The 16,014-nt window shown below is 72.5% G+C and carries 17 protein-coding genes; 11 read left to right on the top strand and 6 right to left on the bottom strand.

Features of this window, described 5'->3' with window-relative positions:
• Nucleotides 1-20: 20 nt before the first annotated feature.
• Nucleotides 21-542: a chloramphenicol phosphotransferase CPT gene (gene cpt, locus GEV07_08935; protein MQA02826.1), complete on the bottom strand. Its 522-nt coding sequence runs from the start codon at nucleotides 540-542 to the stop codon at nucleotides 21-23.
• 86 nt (nucleotides 543-628) lie between these two features.
• On the opposite strand from cpt, the gene GEV07_08930 reads away from it, so the two are divergent.
• Entirely contained in the window at nucleotides 629-1,870 is a 1,242-nt protein-coding gene (locus GEV07_08930) for a hypothetical protein (protein MQA02825.1), read from the top strand.
• Here GEV07_08930 and GEV07_08925 read toward each other — a convergent pair whose 3' ends face one another.
• Nucleotides 1,871-2,323: a hypothetical protein gene (locus GEV07_08925; GenBank protein ID MQA02824.1), complete on the bottom strand. Its 453-nt coding sequence runs from the start codon at nucleotides 2,321-2,323 to the stop codon at nucleotides 1,871-1,873.
• Between the two features lie 162 nt (nucleotides 2,324-2,485).
• On the opposite strand from GEV07_08925, the gene GEV07_08920 reads away from it, so the two are divergent.
• The 7 genes from GEV07_08920 to GEV07_08890 all read left to right on the top strand — a co-directional run bounded on the left by GEV07_08920 (nucleotide 2,486) and on the right by GEV07_08890 (nucleotide 8,815).
• Nucleotides 2,486-3,094: a phosphoribosylglycinamide formyltransferase gene (locus GEV07_08920; protein ID MQA02823.1), complete on the top strand. Its 609-nt coding sequence runs from the start codon at nucleotides 2,486-2,488 to the stop codon at nucleotides 3,092-3,094.
• Entirely contained in the window at nucleotides 3,091-4,650 is a 1,560-nt protein-coding gene (gene purH / locus GEV07_08915; GenBank protein ID MQA02822.1) for a bifunctional phosphoribosylaminoimidazolecarboxamide formyltransferase/IMP cyclohydrolase, read from the top strand. The genes GEV07_08920 and purH overlap by 4 nt, the downstream gene beginning before the upstream one ends.
• A gap of 46 nt (nucleotides 4,651-4,696) precedes the next feature.
• A complete protein-coding gene (locus GEV07_08910) occupies nucleotides 4,697-5,608 on the top strand; it encodes a hypothetical protein (protein ID MQA02821.1) in 912 nt (303 codons plus the stop codon).
• Nucleotides 5,609-5,736: 128 nt separating this feature from the next.
• A complete protein-coding gene (locus GEV07_08905) occupies nucleotides 5,737-6,246 on the top strand; it encodes a toxin-antitoxin system HicB family antitoxin (protein ID MQA02820.1) in 510 nt (169 codons plus the stop codon).
• A 39-nt stretch (nucleotides 6,247-6,285) separates the two neighbouring features.
• Complete coding sequence (locus GEV07_08900) at nucleotides 6,286-7,140, top strand: DUF4097 family beta strand repeat protein (GenBank protein MQA02819.1); 855 nt, start codon at nucleotides 6,286-6,288, stop codon at nucleotides 7,138-7,140.
• Between the two features lie 23 nt (nucleotides 7,141-7,163).
• Nucleotides 7,164-8,027, top strand: a complete 864-nt coding sequence (locus GEV07_08895) for an ATP-binding cassette domain-containing protein (protein MQA02818.1) — start codon at nucleotides 7,164-7,166, stop codon at nucleotides 8,025-8,027.
• Nucleotides 8,024-8,815 carry an ABC transporter permease gene (locus GEV07_08890; GenBank protein ID MQA02817.1) on the top strand — a complete coding sequence of 264 codons (792 nt, stop codon included), beginning with the start codon at nucleotides 8,024-8,026 and terminating at the stop codon, nucleotides 8,813-8,815. The genes GEV07_08895 and GEV07_08890 overlap by 4 nt, the downstream gene beginning before the upstream one ends.
• A gap of 17 nt (nucleotides 8,816-8,832) precedes the next feature.
• Here the strand turns inward: GEV07_08890 and GEV07_08885 are convergent, their stop codons facing one another.
• From GEV07_08885 to GEV07_08870, 4 genes are all read right to left on the bottom strand, one after another.
• Nucleotides 8,833-11,310: a [protein-PII] uridylyltransferase gene (locus GEV07_08885; GenBank protein MQA02816.1), complete on the bottom strand. Its 2,478-nt coding sequence runs from the start codon at nucleotides 11,308-11,310 to the stop codon at nucleotides 8,833-8,835.
• Nucleotides 11,244-11,582, bottom strand: coding sequence for a P-II family nitrogen regulator (locus tag GEV07_08880; protein MQA02815.1), 339 nt, complete (start codon nucleotides 11,580-11,582; stop codon nucleotides 11,244-11,246). The genes GEV07_08885 and GEV07_08880 overlap by 67 nt, the downstream gene beginning before the upstream one ends.
• A complete protein-coding gene (gene amt, locus GEV07_08875; GenBank protein ID MQA02814.1) occupies nucleotides 11,579-12,898 on the bottom strand; it encodes an ammonium transporter in 1,320 nt (439 codons plus the stop codon). The genes GEV07_08880 and amt overlap by 4 nt, the downstream gene beginning before the upstream one ends.
• A gap of 182 nt (nucleotides 12,899-13,080) precedes the next feature.
• The gene (locus GEV07_08870; GenBank protein MQA02813.1) at nucleotides 13,081-13,803 is read right to left on the bottom strand and encodes an AIM24 family protein; all 723 of its coding nucleotides are present in this window, start codon (nucleotides 13,801-13,803) and stop codon (nucleotides 13,081-13,083) included.
• Between the two features lie 119 nt (nucleotides 13,804-13,922).
• Here GEV07_08870 and GEV07_08865 point away from each other — a divergent pair, with 119 nt between their 5' ends.
• From GEV07_08865 to GEV07_08855, 3 genes are read left to right on the top strand one after another with little or no spacing between them, the layout of a single operon-like run.
• Nucleotides 13,923-14,648, top strand: coding sequence for a maleylpyruvate isomerase family mycothiol-dependent enzyme (locus GEV07_08865; GenBank protein ID MQA02812.1), 726 nt, complete (start codon nucleotides 13,923-13,925; stop codon nucleotides 14,646-14,648).
• Nucleotides 14,649-14,674: 26 nt separating this feature from the next.
• On the top strand, nucleotides 14,675-15,322 hold the full coding sequence (locus GEV07_08860; protein MQA02811.1) for a hypothetical protein: 648 nt from the start codon (nucleotides 14,675-14,677) through the stop codon (nucleotides 15,320-15,322).
• Nucleotides 15,319-15,927 carry a pentapeptide repeat-containing protein gene (locus tag GEV07_08855; GenBank protein ID MQA02810.1) on the top strand — a complete coding sequence of 203 codons (609 nt, stop codon included), beginning with the start codon at nucleotides 15,319-15,321 and terminating at the stop codon, nucleotides 15,925-15,927. Before GEV07_08860 ends, GEV07_08855 begins: the two co-directional genes overlap by 4 nt.
• Nucleotides 15,928-16,014 lie beyond the last annotated feature (87 nt).

Below are 16,014 nucleotides of genomic sequence, written 5' to 3'. Positions count from 1 at the left end.
GTCTTGCTGTCTGCCGCCGGTCAGTCGACGTGCGCGGCGATCTGGCGCGCGCACGTGATCGGCTCGGACGCGGTGGTGTCCACCTCGAGGTCGTACGTCACGCCCTTGTGCACGAGCTCGGCCTGCGACGCCGCCATGCCGGTGATCCGGTCGCCGCGGGCGGCCTCGCGGGCGGCGGCCACCGTGGGATCGCAGCGCACTGCGACCCACAGCACGGTGAGGCCGGTGAGCGCCGTGCGCCAGCGCTGCTGCGACTCGGCACCGCCGAGGAAGACGTCGTCGACGATGGTCGGCGCGCCCGCCCGTACCGTCGTGGCCACCCCCAGCATCCAGGCGTGCTCGAGCTCCCGGAACGTCCCGCCGACAGCGACCTGGCCGTCGTCCGCGAACTCGATGCCGCTGTCGGACGCCTGCAGCTCCGGCGGCAACGCGTCGACGAACACGTCCACCCCGGTGGCCAGCCACGGCTCAGGCAGCACCGCCTGCAAGCCCCGCGAGATACCGGACTTGCCGGAACTGGAACCCCCGTTGAGCACGATCACCTGGGTAGCCACGTCCATACCCTAGAGCCGCCCGCTGCGCGGCGCGTCTGCTCGGTCGGGTGGGGATTGGTTGCGACGATGACGGGATGACCGTTGTCGCGGACTCGTCGGGGGCTCGGGCCGAGCGCACCGGGCGGATGGCCGGGTTGCGGGCGGGGCCGCCGGGGGGTTGGGGGCACCTGCTGCTCGCCGGCCTGCTCGCCGCGCTGCGGGCGTCGGTGACGAGTCTCGTCGCCTGCTTGGTGGGTGGGGCGCTGCTCGCGGCGACGGGCGCCGCCCGGCCGGGTATCCCCGCGGTGGTCGCGCTCGGTGGCGACCTGTGGCTGGCCGCGCATCAGGTGCCGCTGTTGTTCCCGCACGGACCGGTGAGCCTGCTGCCGCTCGGCGGCACCCTGGTGCCGCTGCTGTTGCTGTTCCGCGCCGGCAACCGGCTGGCCCGCGACGTACGGGTCCGCGGGCTGCGCAGCGCGGCGTTGGCGCTCGCCGCGCTCGTCCTGCCGTACGCGGGGGCCGGGCTGCTGGTCTCGCTGGCCACGCTGACGCAGCCGGAGCACGGCTCGGTGCTCTGGGCGCCGCTGGCCGCCGGGCTGCTCGCCGTCCTCGCCGGGGGCGCGGGCGTGCTGCGTGGCGCAGACCTCGGCCTACGGGTCGCGGGGCTGGTGCCGACCGGCTGGTGGCCGGTCGCGGTAGGCGTGGTCGGGGCGATGGCCACCCTGGTCACGGTTGGCGCGCTGCTGGTCGCCGCGATGCTCGCCGTGCAGGTGATCAAGGTGCACGAGATCACCACGTCGCTGCACGCCGGCGGTCTCGCCGGCGCGCTGCTGTTCGTCGTCGGCGCTGCCTACGTGCCGAACGCCGTGGTCTTCGCCATCGGGTACGCCGCGGGGCCCGGCTTCTCGCTCGGCGCCGGCACGCTGTTCGCGCCCGGTGGCGTCACGGCCGGCCCGGTGCCTGCATTCCCGCTGCTCGCCGCGGTGCCGACGAGCGCGCCGCCGTGGGCGTGGGCGGTGCTCGCCGGCCCCGCCCTCGCCGGCGTGGTGGCGGGCACGCTGCTGGTACGGCACACGCTGCCCAGGTCGCTGCCGCGCGCTGCCCTGGCCGGGTTGGCCGCGGGCGCGTTGGTCGGGCTGCTGACGCTGCTGGCGTGCCTGCTCGCGGGCGGTTCGCTCGGCGGCCACCGGCTGGCCGCGCTCGGCCCTTCCCCGCTGCTCACCAGTGCGGCCGTGGCGGTCGAGGTGGCCGTACCGGCCGTCGTCACCGCGGTCCTCGCCACGCTGGTCGCCCGTCGCCGTACGGTGCCGGACGACAGCGCAGAGACCGCCGAGTGATCAGCCGCGGGTGAGGCGGTTCACCAGGTCGAGCGAGGCGAACGGCAGCTTGGCCTGCAGGCCCCGGTCGAGCGCGCGCTCGCAGGTGCGCTCGTCCTGGACTGTGTTCGCGCTGGTGAGGCAGGACTCGTAGCGCGCCAGCGGGCCGATGATCGGTGCCATCAGCAGCGCCGTGCAGAGTCCGACCGTCCCGATGGCGATGGCGGTGATCGTGCCGGGGGCGGTGCCGCCGGTGCGCTTCGCCGCGCGCCGTGCGCCGATGCCGGCGATCAGCGCGCCGGCGGCCAGGATCGGGGTGGCGATGAGCATCGGCACCGTCGGAAGGAGCAGCACCGCCAGCGGGGTCGCGCAGGCGAACACGACGGCTACCGCCCCGTGCCGCTGCTTGTCGCTCGAGCCGGTTCCGTCGGCTCGCTGCGACTTGGCCGGCCGCTCGTCGTCCGGTCCGGTCACCTGGTCCTCCGTTTCGTGGCACACGCCCGCTGCCGGCCCAGTCTTTCATCGCCTTCGCGCCCGCCGGATCCGCGTGCCGCCGAGGGTAGTCGAAGTCGGCGACCGGCCGGGACGGTGCCGGCACTAGGCTGGGGTCAGGAGAGGCTCGTCCGAGGAGATTCGCTGGTGTCCGGGAAGCTCATCGTGCTCGTTTCTGGCACTGGCACGATCTTGCAGGCGCTGCTAGACGCATGCGCCGACCCTGCGTACGGCGCGACGGTGGTCGCCGTCGGCGCCGACCGCCCCGGGGTCGCCGCCCTGGAGCGGGCCGAGGCCGCCGGGGTGCCGGTGTTCGTCCGCCGGGTGCAGGACTACGAGGACCGGGAGTCGTGGGACCTCGCGCTCACCGGCGCGGTCGCCGCGTACGACCCCGACCTCGTGGTGCTCGCCGGGTTCATGAAGCTCACCGGCAGCAAGTTCCTCGCCAGGTTCCACGGCCGCACCATCAACACGCACCCGGCACTGCTGCCGTCGTTCCCCGGCATGAACGGCCCGCGGGACGCGCTGGCGCACGGGGTGAAGGTGACCGGGTGCACGGTGTTCGTCGTGGACGAGGGCGTCGACGGCGGTCCGATCATCGAGCAGGCGGCCGTACCGGTGCTGAGCAGCGACGACGAGGACTCCCTGCACGAGCGGATCAAGAGCGTGGAGCGCAGCGTCGTCGTCGAGACCGTCGGCCGGATGGTGCGCGAAGGTTGGACGATCGAGGGCAGGAAGGTCACCATCCCATGACCGTGTATCCGGTACGGCGCGCTCTCGTCAGCGTCTACGACAAGACGGGCGTCGAGGACCTCGCCCGCGGGCTCACCGCACATGGGGTGGAGGTCGTCTCCACCGGATCGACGGCGGCGCGGATCGAGGCCGCCGGGGTGCCGGTCACCAGGGTCGAGGACGTCACCGGCTTCCCCGAGTGCCTCGACGGCCGGGTGAAGACGCTGCACCCGAAGGTGCACGCCGGGCTGCTCGCCGACCTGGCCAACGACCAGCACGTGGGGCAGCTGGAGAGCCTCGACGTCGCCCCGTTCCAGCTGGTGGTGGTGAACCTGTACCCGTTCACCGACACCGTGCGCTCCGGCGCCGCGCCCGCCGAGTGCGTGGAGCAGATCGACATCGGCGGCCCGGCCATGGTCCGGGCGGCCGCGAAGAACCACGGCAGCGTGGCCGTCGTGGTGACCCCGGACCGCTACGCGGACGTGCTCGCCGCCGTCGAGGCCGGCGGTTTCGGCCTGGAGCAGCGGCGCCGGCTGGCCGCCGAGGCGTTCACGCACACCGCGTCGTACGACGTGGCCGTGGCTTCCTGGTTCGCCGAGGTGCTCGCCGCGGACGGCGACGGTAGCGGGTTCGGTACGTGGACCGGCGCGAGCTGGGAACGTTCCGCGGTGCTGCGGTACGGCGAGAACCCGCACCAGCGCGCCGCCGTGTACCGTGCCGGCGGCACCACGAGCGGCATCGCGTACGCCGAGCAGCTGCACGGCAAGGAGCTGTCGTACAACAACTACGTGGACGCCGACGCCGCCAGGCGCGCGGCGTACGACTTCGCCGAGCCGGCGGTCGCCGTGGTGAAGCACACCAACCCGTGCGGCATCGCCGTCGGGCGTGACGTGGCTGAGGCGCACCGCAAGGCGCACGCGTGCGACCCGGTCTCCGCGTTCGGGGGCGTCATCGCCGCCAACCGGCCGGTCAGCGGCGCCATGGCTGAGCAGGTCGCGGAGATCTTCACCGAGGTGGTCGTAGCCCCCGACTTCGAGCCCGGAGCCGTCGAGCTGCTGAGCGAGAAGAAGAACATCCGGCTGCTGCGCTGTGGGCCGGACGAGGACCGGCAGCAGGTGGAGCTGCGGGCGATCTCCGGCGGGCTGCTGGCGCAGACCCCGGACCGGCTGGACGCGCCGGGCGACGACCCCGCCGGCTGGACGCTGCGGGCCGGGGAGCCGGCCGGCGAGCAGCTGCTGGCCGACCTCGCGTTCGCGTGGCGTGCGGTGCGTGCGGTGAAGTCGAACGCAATCGTGCTGGTCCGCGACGGCGCGACGGTGGGCATCGGGATGGGCCAGGTGAACCGGGTCGACTCCGCACGGCTCGCGGTCAGCCGCGCCGGCGACCGGGTGACCGGCGCGGTCGCGGCAAGCGACGCGTACTTCCCGTTCCCCGACGGCCTGCAGGTGCTGCTGGACGCCGGGGTGCGCGCCGTCGTCGAGCCCGGCGGGTCGGTGCGAGACGACCAGGTGGTTGCCGCCGCGGATGCGGTTGGTGGCACCCTGTACTTCACCGGGGCGCGGCACTTCTTCCACTGACCCGTCGTGTCGTGCAGCCAACAGGACGACAAGGGAGGTCGACGCGATGCAACCACCCGGTGGCCAGCACGGTCCACCCGGTTGGCAGCAGGGCCCGCCACCAGGCGGCGGCCCGCCGCCCGGCCCTCCTGCGCACTACCCGCAAGGCCCGCCGCCAGGGCAGCGGCCGCCCGGTGGGCAGCAGCCGTACCCGCCGCAGGGCCCGCCGCCGTCCCAGGGTGGGCAGCAGCCGTACCCGCCGCAGGGCCCGCCGCCGTCCCAGGGTGGGCAGCAACCGTACCCGCCGCCGCCACCGGCGTGGCCCGGTGGGCCGCCGGGCGCCGGGCCACCGCCGTCCCAGGGTGGGCAGCAGCCGTACCCGCCGCAGGGCCCGCCGCCGTCCCAGGGTGGGCAGCAGCCGTACCCGCCGCCGGGCGCCGGGCCACCGCCGTCCCAGGGTGGGCAGCAGCCGTACCCGCCGCCGCCACCGGCGTGGCCCGGTGGGCCGCCGGGCGCCGGGCCACCGCCGCCGGGGCAGCAGGCACCGCCTAGCTACCCGCCGCAGCAGCAGGTTGCGCTGCCGGCTCAGGCCGGCGCGGGGATGGGGCGGCTGGTCATCGACGCGAACTGCAGCTGGCTGGTCTGGATGCTGCGGGTCATCGGCAAGCCGGAGATCACCATCAACGGCGGCACGATACCGGCGCAGTGGGGCCCGAACACCGTCGACCTGCCCGAGGGGCAGCACAACGTCGACGTCGTGGTGAAGTACCTCTGGCCGGTCGGGCGTGCGCTGACCGTCGTGCCGGTGCAGGCGGGACAGCAGACGGTGCTCTACTACAAGGCGCCGGTGATGATCTGGTCGGCCGGCGCGCTCGACTCCCAGCCAGGCGGGTATCCGGGCATGGCGATCGGCCTGGCCCTCATGATCACCGCGGTCGTCGTCGTACTGCTGTTGGGCATCCTGCCGGCCCTGCTGTAAACCAGCTGGCGTCATCGTGACGTCACCCTTCACCATGTGAAGGACCTCGCCGTTCATCGGCGAGGTCCTTCTTCGTGTGGGCAGAACTGCCACTTGCCATGACGTCAAAATGATGTCACCACGACGTCATGGACCTCACGCCGCATGTCACCCAGCTCAGGCAGCAGCTCGCCGTCGCCGCCGAGGCCGGTGGCGAGGACGCGCGGGCGCTGGCCGAACGGCTCACCGCACCGCTCGACTCGGCCGTCCGGCTCGCCATGCTCGAAATCCTGTCCAGCGCCGCCGAGGAGATCACCCGCGACCTGGCGCCTGGCTCCGTGGAGCTGCGGCTGCGCGGGCACGAGCCGGCCTTCGTCGTGACCCCGCCGCCGGCCGAGGGGGCGCTGCCGGACGACACGAAGCCCGCCAGCCTCAAGTCCGCGCTCGCCGGCGCCATCGAGGTCACGATGGGCGTCCGGCCGCCTGCGGAGGCCGACGAGGGCGAGGGCGGCACGTCGCGGATCACCCTGCGGCTGCCAGAACACCTGAAACCGCGCATCGAGGCGGCCGCGAGCAGTGCCGGCCTGTCGGTCAACGCGTGGCTCGTCCGGGCGGTCAGCAGCGCGCTGGAGCTCGGCGCGCAGACCCAGCCGACCTGAGAGCCGCACCGGCTCTCAGGTCGGGCAGCACTTTACCGGATGGGTCCGCTGATGCCCGCCTACGAGACGTCGGCCCCGATCGCCGCGAGCGTGGACGTGCCAAGCGGCCGCATCCGGGTCACCGCCACCGAGCGCACCGACACCGTGGTCGAGGTGCGCCCGAGCAACGAGCTGAGCGACAAGGACGTGCAGGCGGCCGAGGAGACCCAGGTCGAGTACGTACGGGGCAGGCTCACCGTGCGCGCGCCGAAGAGCTGGCTGCGCTCGCTGATCGGCCCCACCGCGTCGATCGACGTCGACATCGCCCTGCCCGCGGGCAGCGCGCTGACCGTCTCCACCTGGGGCGACTGCACCTGCGAGGGGCGACTCGGCGACGTCGCCGTGGAGTCCGCGGCCGGCAGCCTCAGGATCGAGCACGCCGCGGGCCTGCGCGCGAAGACCGCGGCCGGCGACATCGCCGTCGGGCGCATCGACGGCCGCGGCGACGTGGACGCGGCCGTGGGCGCCGTCTGGATGGACGAGGTCGCCGGGCCGACGGTCGCGAAGGTGTCGTCCGGCGGCGTCACCGTCGGCGAGGTGACCGCGGACCTGCGGCTGCACGGGGCGTACGGGGACATCAGGGTCGACCGGGTGCTCGCCACCGTCGGCGCGAAGACGGCGTACGGCAGCGTGCGGGTCGGCGAGGCGGTGCGCAGCGCGATCGTCCTCGACACCGGGCACGGGGACCTGGAGGTCGGCATCGCCGCAGGCACCGCCGCCTGGCTCGACGTGAGCTCCAAGTACGGCGTCGTGCGCAGCGCGCTCGACGCCACCGGAGAACCGCCGGCCGACGGCGAGACCGTCGAGATCCGCGCCCGCACTCAATACGGCGACGTCATCGTCCGCCGCGCCTGACTCACTTCGAGAAACGAGGGACCATGCACACACCGAGGCAACCGGCCGTCACGGTCAGCGGCCTGCACAAGTCGTTCGGCGACAAGGTCGTGCTCGACGGCATCGACTTCCAGGTGGCCGAGGGCAGTGTGTTCGCGCTGCTCGGCCCGAACGGCGCGGGCAAGACCACGACCGTGCACATCCTGTCCACGCTGCTCGCCGCGGACGCGGGGGAGGTGCGCGTGGGCGGGCACGACCCCGGGGCCGACCCGGACGCGGTGCGCGCGCTGATCGGCGTCACCGGGCAGTTCGCCGCGGTCGACAACCTGCTCACGGCGGCGGAGAACCTGCAGCTGATGGCCGACCTCTACCACCTGGGCAGGCCGGCCGGCCGGCAGCGGGTGGCCGCGCTGCTCGAGCGCTTCGACCTGGTCGAGGCGGCCGGCAAGTCGGTGGCCACGTTCTCCGGTGGCATGCGCAGGCGGCTGGATCTCGCCATGGGCCTGGTCGGTTCGCCGCGCATCGTCTTCCTGGACGAGCCGACGGCGGGCCTCGACCCGCGCAGCCGGCGGGTGATGTGGCAGATCGTGCGCGACCTGGTCGCCGACGGCGTCACCATCTTCCTCACCACGCAGTACCTCGAAGAGGCCGACCAGCTCGCCGACCGGATCGCCGTACTCGACCAGGGCAAGCTGGTCGCCCATGGTACGCCGGCGGAGCTCAAGCAGCTGGTGCCTGGCGGCCACGTGAGCCTCAGGTTCGCGGACGCGGACGCGCTCGAGGCGGCCGCGGCGAGCCTCGACGCGACCGCCAAGGACGCCGAGGAGCTCGCGGTACACACGCCCGACCTGGACGACGTCTTCCTCGCCCTCACCGGCGACGACGCACGGAAGGAGACAGTGCGATGAGCGCACTGCAATACACGGTGGCCGACTCCGCGACGATGCTGCGGCGCAACATGAAGCACATGATCAGGTACCCGTCGATGACGTTGCTCTTGATGGGTATGCCGGTGATCCTCCTGCTGCTGTTCGTCTACGTGTTCGGCGAGACGATGGGCGCCGGGCTCGGCGGCGTCAGCGGCGGCCGCACCGAGTACGCGAACTACGTGGTGCCGGGCGTGCTGCTGATCGGCGTCGCGGGATCGGCGCAGGGCACGGCGATCGCCGTGGCGATGGACATGACAGAGGGCATCGTCGCGAGGTTCCGCACCATGGCGATCGCGCGGGCGTCGGTGCTCACCGGGCACGTACTCGGCGCCGTGATCCAGACGATGCTCGCCCTGGTGGTCGTCATGGCGGTCGCCCTCCTCGTCGGTTTCCGGCCGTCCGCCGGCCCGCTGGAGTGGCTGGGCGCGACGGGCATGCTGGTGCTGGTGGCGCTCGCGCTCACCTGGGTGTCGGTGGCGCTCGGCATGGCGGCCAAGACCGTCGAGTCGGCGAGCAACCTGCCGATGCCGATGATCCTGTTGCCGTTCCTCGGCAGCGGCTTCGTCCCGACCGACTCGATGCCGACGGCCTTCCGGTGGTTCGCCGAGTACCAGCCGTTCACGCCGGTCATGGAGACCGTACGCGGGCTGCTGATGGGCACGCCGGTCGGCAACGCATGGCTGCTCGCGATCGCCTGGTGCGTCGCCCTCAGCGCCGCGGGCTACCTCTGGGCGCGGTCGCTGTACAACCGCAAGTCCCTGCGCTGACCGCCGGCCGGCGGGCGTTACTCACAGGTATCCAGGAGTGCGGCGATGACGTTCGCGGCCTTCGACGGGTGCAGGGTGCGCCCGCCGGCATCTGTGACGTACAACGTGTCCACCGCCTGCCCGGCGAACGTCTCGACGTGCGCCGAGCGGATCCGCACGTCCTGGCCGTGCAGCGCCGCGCCGAGGTCGTGCAGCAGCGCGGGCCGGTCGCTCGCCCGAACCTCGAGCACCGACGCCACGTCCGACGCGCCTGGCACAAGGAACACCCGCGGCGGCGGCCCGGCGGTCGGTTGCCCGGACGAGTCGCGGTGCCGCATCCGGCGCAGCGGCGAGCGGTCGCCGGTGGCGAGCCGCCGCAGCTCTTCGGCGAGCAGCTTCGCGTCCGGCGGGCGGCCGTCGCTCGACTCGGTGCGCCAGGTGTCGGCCGCGACCCCGTCGGTGGTGGTCACCCGCGCCTCGAGCACCGTCAGGCCGTGTGCGGCGAGCAGCCCCGCGACGTCGGCGAACAGGCCGGGCCGGTCGGCCGCCACGACGGTGACCAGGTGGCCGGTGTCGTCGGTGTCGACCTGCACCTGCGGACCGACGCCCGCCGCCGAGACCTGGATCGGCGGCGCCGGTTCCGCGGGCACCGGCCGGTCCTCGGCGAGTGCGCCCCTGGCCAGGTTGGTCAGGTCCTCGATCAGCCGGGCCCGCCACGCCGTCCACGCCTGCGGTCCGGTCGCGGACGCGTCCGCCTCGGTGAGTGCGCGGAGCAGCTCCAGCACGTCCGGCCTGCGGTCCACGGCCGCGAGCAGGCTGTCGAGGGTGCGCGGGTCGTCCAGGTTGCGGCGGGTCGCCAGCTCCACCAGGGTGAGGTGCTCGCGGACGAGCATCGTCACCACGGCGACGTCCTGCGCGGGCAGCCCGATCCGGTGGCAGATGGTCGCGGCCAGCGGCGCACCGGCGATCGAGTGGTCCGCGCTGCGCGGCAGCTTGCCGATGTCGTGCAGCCACGCCGCGAGCAGCAGCAGGTCGGGGCGGTCCACGTCGCGCAGGTGCGCCCGGGCGTAGACGGCCGTCTCGATCAGGTGCCTGTCGACCGTGTGGCGGTGTACCGGGTTGCGTTGCGGGCGGCACCTGATCGCGGACCACTCCGGCAGCCACTGGCCGGGGAAGCCCGCCTGGTCGAGCGCCTCCCAGACGCCGATCAACGACGGCCCGGTGGCGAGCAGGTCGAGCAGCGCCTCGCGCGGGGCCGCCGGCCACGGTACGGGCAGCGGCGGGCAGCGCTTGGCCAGTTGTGCCAGCGTCGCCTCTGCCGGCCGCAGGCCACGGCGTGCGGCGGCCGCGGCCACCCGTAACGGTAGGGCGGCGTCGGTCTCCGGGCGCACGTCGGTGCCGAGCACGATCTCACCGTCGTGCTCCGCGACGCCGTAGCCGAGCAGCCGCACCTTCGGGCCGCGGCCGTTGCGTCGCTGCGGTGGCGCTACGGCTTGCCGTGCCTTGCGCATCGCCGCGTCGAGCGCGTGCGCGATCCTGCGGCTGGCGCTGGACACCATGCGCAGCACGTCGTCCGCGCTGGCGAGGTCGAGCAGCGACGCGACCGCCTGCTGCTCGCTCTGCACCAGCCGGCCGCCGCGGCGTCCGGTGGCCAGCTGGAGGGCGTCCCTGGTGTCGACGAGCTGTTCGTACGCCTCGTCCACGGGCGCGTGCGGACGGTCCACCAGCCAGGTCGCGGTGAGTGCCTTCAGCACGAGCGCATCGCGCAGGCCGCCGCGGCTCTCCTTGAGGTCCGGTTCGAGCAGGTGCGCGGCTTCGCCGCTGCGCCGTTCCCTGGCGGCGAGGTCGTCCTCCAGCCGGGCCAGCCACTGGCGCACGCCGAACCGCCAGCGCGACAGCAGCCGCGACCTGGTCGCCTCGGCCAGGTGGGAGTCGCCGGCGACCAGCCGGAGATCGAGCAGCCCGACGGTCGCGGCGACGTCGGTCTCCACCACCTCACGGCACTGCGCGGGCGTGCGTACCGAGTGGTCGAGCGCCATCCCGGCGTCCCAGATCGGGTACCAGAGCCGTTCCGCGAACGCCGCCAGCTGGTCGGCGTCGAGCGTCTGGCCGTCGTGCAGCAGCACCAGGTCGAAGTCGCTCGTCGGCCCGGCGTCCCTACGGCCAAGCCCGCCGACGGCGGCCAGGGCGACCCCCGTGATCTGGTCGCCGTCGGTGCCCGGCAGCACCTCGGCCACCGCGTTCTGCCACAGGCCGGTGAGGTAGTTGTCCGCGTGGTCGGCGAGCAACCTGCCCCGTTCGTTGCAGGCCCGCAGCGTGTTGCCGTCGGCCGCGAGCCGCCGGCGCGCCAGGGTGAGGTCCCGCCCGGAGGGGGCGGTGGGCTCGGCGTGCGAGCCCCGCCCCCTCTTCGGTTGGTTCCGACGCGGAGCCGGCGACTTGCGTGAGCCCGTCACAGGGCGGCTACGCCGTGCTCGCCGGTCCGAACCCTGACGACGTCGTCCACGGGAGTGATCCACACCTTGCCGTCACCGATGCTACCGGTACGCGCGGCCGTGACGAACACGTCCACCACGTCCTTGGCGTCGCCATCGTCGACGAGTACTTCGATGCGGATCTTGGGCAGCAGGTCGACCCGGTACTCCGCACCGCGGTAGACCTCGGTGTGGCCGCGTTGCCTGCCGTAGCCGCTGGCTTCGGAGACGGTCATGCCTTGCACACCGAACGACTCCAGCGCCTTCTTCACGTCGTCGAGCACGTGTGGCTTGACGACACCGGTGACCAGCTTCATGCGGACACCTCCTCCGATTTGGTGGCCGACGTACGGGCCGGGTCAGGGCTGTAGCTGCCGCCGCCGGAGGTGAGCAGGTCGTACGCCGTCTCGGCGTGCACCGCCTGATCGACACCTTCGACCTCGACCTCCTTGGACACCCGGAAGCCCATCGTCTTGTCGATGATGAACCCTAGGATCCAGGCCACGACGAAGGAGAACACCATCACCGCGACGGCCCCGACCGCCTGCCGCCAGAGCTGGTCCACGCCGCCGCCGTAGAACAGGCCGTCGACCGCAGCGGGAGCGGCCGCGGTGGCGAGGAAGCCGACGCTGATGGTGCCCCACAGGCCACCCACCAGGTGGATGCCGACGACATCGAGGCTGTCGTCGTAGCCGAGCTTGTACTTCAGGCCGACCGCGCCCGCGCAGAGCGCACCGGCGATCAGGCCGACGACGATCGCGCCGACCGGGCTGACCGCGGAACAGGCCGGCGTGATGGCCACCAGGCCGGCCACGATGCCCGAGGCGGCGCCGAGTGTGGTGGCGTGCCCGTCGCGGATCTTCTCGATGAGCAGCCAGGCGAGGCAGGCCGCGGCGGCGGCGGCGAACGTGTTGACGAACGCCACACCGGCGATGTTGTCGGCGGCGACCGCCGAACCCGCGTTGAAGCCGAACCAGCCGAACCACAGCAGTGCGGCGCCGAGCATCACCAGCGTCAGGTTGTGCGGGCGCATCGGGTCCTTGCGCCAGCCGATCCGCTTGCCGAGTACGAGCGCGAGCGCGAGTGCCGCCGCGCCGGAGTTGATGTGCACCGCGGTGCCGCCGGCGAAGTCGATCGCCGCGAGGTCGTTGGCGATCCAGCCGCCGACCACACCGCCGTCGCCGTCGAACGCGAACACCCAGTGCGCAACCGGGAAGTACACGAGCGTGGCCCAGAGACCGGCGAACACCATCCAGGCGCCGAACTTCGCGCGGTCCGCGATGGCGCCGGAAATCAGTGCGACGGTGATGACCGCGAACACGCCCTGGAAGACGACGAAGACGGTCGCGGGGAAGGTGCCGGCGAGTGCGTCCTCGGCCAGCAGCCCGCGTAACCCGAAGAACTCCGCCGGGTTGCCGAGCAGGCCGGCGCCCACGTCGTTGCCGAATGCGACGGAGTACCCGTAGAACACCCACAAGATGGTGACGAGGCCGAGTGCGCCGAAGCTCATCATCATCATGTTCAAGACGCTCTTCGCACGCACCATGCCGCCGTAGAAGAGCGCCAGGCCGGGCGTCATGAGCAGGACGATTGCCGCGCTTATCATCATCCAGGCGGTGTCGCCTGAGTTCAGTTCCATGTGTCGAAACCCCTACTGCCACGACCCGGTGCTGGACCGGCGGACATTGCCGCAGGCGGTGACCGGACCTTCGGACATCGTCGGCGCCGCGTCATCGAGGTGCCAGCACCGATGCTGCCCCGGTGATGTTTCACCGATTCGCGCCGCGTGTTACGAGGGTGTTTCGGCTGCGGCTTTCAGTCGCCGCCGAGGAGGCTGCCGATGCCGCCGCCGCCACTGCTGCCGCTGCTGGCCGCCGGGACGGTCGGGCCCTCGCTCGGCTGCACCACGACGAAACCCTGGCCCTGCAACACCAGCTGGAACATCTCGCCCGAGCCGCCCTTCATGAACGACTTGAAGCCCTCGGACCGGTTGATGGACGTCTGCAGCGAGGACGACCAGGCGATCACCGCGTCGGTGTCGACGAGCACGGGCAGCTGCGGCGACACGGGGATGACCATCGGGGTGCCGTGCGCGGTGACGGCCAACTGGCCCTGGCCGTTGAACACGCAGTTGAACAGGCCGCCGCCGACCATGCCAGCACCCTTGACCATCTGGATGTCGTAGTTGAGCGAGGAGTCGAACGCGAGCACGCTCTTGCCGTTGACGGAGACACTGTCGCCGCTGTCGATGCCCACGACGAAGACGTTCTTCGCCTCGTCGGCGAACCAGATCTCGCCCTGGCCGGAGACGTTCATGAGCGCGACGCCTTCACCGGTCACGGCACGCTTGAGGAACTTGCCGACTCCCTGCGACTGGGTCTGGATCTGCAGGTTGCCCCGGTAGGCCACCATCGCGCCCTGCCTGGCCATCATGTCGCCGTTGACCGCGTACCGCACGCAGTACGGGTTCTGCAGCGACATCCCGGCCTGGCTGGGCGGTTGCACCGTGTTCTCGGAGTTGAAGATGTCGCCGCGCACGCCGTGTCCCCTTCGTCGTCGGTTGCGTTTCGTCGTTCCGTACCACGGAAAGCTACCGGCCACGATGATCGTCGTGGGGTCTGGGCGGGTGTCGGGGCGGGGAAGTAGCGTAGGCGCGCATGGAACCCGCTCGTTACCTGCAGCTGTTGCGGGCCGACTCCGATCGCCTGATCCAGGTCGCGCGCGACCGGTTGGACCCGGCCGTGCCGTCCTGCCCCGGCTGGACGCTGCGAGACCTGGTGGAGCACGTGGCGATGGTCTACGCCCACAAGGTCACGTGCATGCGGGAACTTCGGCAACCGTCGCCGTGGCCGCCGGAACCACCGGCGGCCGACCCGGTGGACTGGCTCGTACGCACCCGCGACGAGCTGCTCGCCGAGCTCGAGGAACGCGGCCCGGCCGCGCCCTCGTTCACCTGGTTCCCACCGGACCAGACGGTGGGCTTCTGGTACCGGCGGATGGCGCAGGAGACCGCGGTGCACAGGGTCGACGCCGAGGAGGCGGTCGGGGAGCACGGGCCGGTGCCCGACGACCTGGCCGTCGACGGTGTGGACGAGGTGCTGCACGTGATGGTCGCGGGCGACTGGTCCGAGGAGCCACAGCCGGGCCGCGCCAGGCAGGTGCGGGTGGCCGGTGGCGATCGTGCGTGGCTGGTGGAGCTCGCGCCCGATGAGGTCACCGTGACCGACGAGCCGGCCGGGGCGGGGCCGGCCGACCTGGCGGCACCACCGACCCAGCTGCTGCTCTGGCTGTGGGGCCGGGTGCCGTACGAGGCGGTGCGCCCTGAGGGCGACGCGGATGCGGTCGCCGCGCTGCGCGCCCGGTTGGCCATCGCCACCCAGTAGAGAACACTGACCTGCGATGGAGGGACATGGCTGTCACCATCGAAGAGACGGCGGAGCGGCACACGTTCGTCGGTTGGGCGAAGGACGACCCGGCGGGCACGGAGTTCGCCGAGGTCCGGCGTACCGGCGAGGGGTTGAGCGCGTCGGGGGTCGCGCTCGGCACCGACCCTGAGCCGTACCGGCTGGACTACCGGCTGGTCACCGACGCCGACCTGGCCACCACCGAGCTGTCGTTGACGGTGACCGGCTCGGGCTGGTCGCGCACGCTCGAGCTGCGGCGTTCGGCGTCCGCGGGTTGGCAGCTGACCACGGCGGCGGAGGGGGAATGTGCGTTCCCGCCGCCTGGCGGTGACGCCGAGGCGATCGCCGAGGCGGTCGACCCGGACGTCGAGGTCTCGCCGTTGTTCAACACGCTGCCGCTGCTGCGGCACCGGTTGGTCGACGACGGCGCGTCCGTGGACCTGGTGATGGCGTGGGTCTCGCTCCCCGACCTCCAGGTGCGCCCGTCGCGCCAGCGCTACACGGTGATGGGCGCCGCGCCCGAGGGCCAGGTGGTGCAGTTCGACGGGCTCGACGACGGCTTCACCGCGGAGATCGTCTTCGACGACGACGGCCTCGTGCTCGACTATGCGGGCATCGCGCGCAGGATCCTGACCAATGCGGACCGCCGGTGACCGACGAGGGCGAGATCGGCGCCGACCTGCGGTACGTCGACTGGTACGGCGCCGACCTCGACGGCCGGCGGTTCGTCGACTGCGACCTCACGGGCGCGAGCCTGGAAGAGGTGACGGCCACCGCGTGCGTGTTCGAGGAGTGCGACCTCACCGAGGTGCGGCTGAACAGCTCCACCTGGACCGACGCCGCGTTCCTGCGCTGCCGGTTCCGCGGCTCGTCGTTGTTCGGCGCGACGCTGCGCGGCTGCAAGCTGACCGGGTCGACCTTCGAGGAGACGGCCGTGCTGCGCCCGTTGACCGTGGTCGGCGGCGACTGGTCGTTCGTGTCGCTGCGGTACCAGGACCTGCGCGGCCTCGACCTCACCGGCGTGCGGCTGCGCGACACGGACTTCACCGGCGCGAACCTGGGCACCACCGTCCTCGCCGGCGCGGACCTGGAGAAGGCCACGTTCCACGACACGAAGCTGCGCGGCGCTGACCTGCGCGGTGCCCGGCTGCACGGCGTCGACCTCACCGCGATCGAGCTCACCGACGTCCGGCTGGACGCCACGCAGGCGGTGCAGCTCGCCATGTGCCACGGCGCGGACGTCGACTGGGACGGCTGACTTCCCACATGGCGGGCACCCCGGCGCCACTCGTGCTACCGGGCGGCTGCGATCAGTAGTAGCGGCGGTGTGATCTTGGCTACGGGC

Source organism: Streptosporangiales bacterium (assembly GCA_009379825.1).
GTDB lineage: Bacteria > Actinomycetota > Actinomycetes > Streptosporangiales > WHST01 > WHST01.
Note: the sequence above shows the minus strand (reverse complement) of the source record. Positions and strands in the feature narration are given on the sequence as shown.

Bases quoted from the DNA above. Each gene is read 5' to 3' on its own strand.
- purH (MQA02822.1), top strand. From the start codon at position 3,091: ATGACCGTGTATCCGGTACGGCGCGCTCTCGTCAGCGTCTACGACAAG.
- GEV07_08895 (MQA02818.1), top strand. From the start codon at position 7,164: ATGCACACACCGAGGCAACCGGCCGTCACGGTCAGCGGCCTGCACAAG.
- GEV07_08860 (MQA02811.1), top strand. From the start codon at position 14,675: ATGGCTGTCACCATCGAAGAGACGGCGGAGCGGCACACGTTCGTCGGT.
- GEV07_08865 (MQA02812.1), top strand. From the start codon at position 13,923: ATGGAACCCGCTCGTTACCTGCAGCTGTTGCGGGCCGACTCCGATCGC.
- GEV07_08905 (MQA02820.1), top strand. From the start codon at position 5,737: ATGGACCTCACGCCGCATGTCACCCAGCTCAGGCAGCAGCTCGCCGTC.
- GEV07_08900 (MQA02819.1), top strand. From the start codon at position 6,286: ATGGGTCCGCTGATGCCCGCCTACGAGACGTCGGCCCCGATCGCCGCG.
- GEV07_08910 (MQA02821.1), top strand. From the start codon at position 4,697: ATGCAACCACCCGGTGGCCAGCACGGTCCACCCGGTTGGCAGCAGGGC.
- GEV07_08930 (MQA02825.1), top strand. From the start codon at position 629: ATGACCGTTGTCGCGGACTCGTCGGGGGCTCGGGCCGAGCGCACCGGG.
- GEV07_08880 (MQA02815.1), bottom strand. From the start codon at position 11,582: ATGAAGCTGGTCACCGGTGTCGTCAAGCCACACGTGCTCGACGACGTG.
- GEV07_08890 (MQA02817.1), top strand. From the start codon at position 8,024: ATGAGCGCACTGCAATACACGGTGGCCGACTCCGCGACGATGCTGCGG.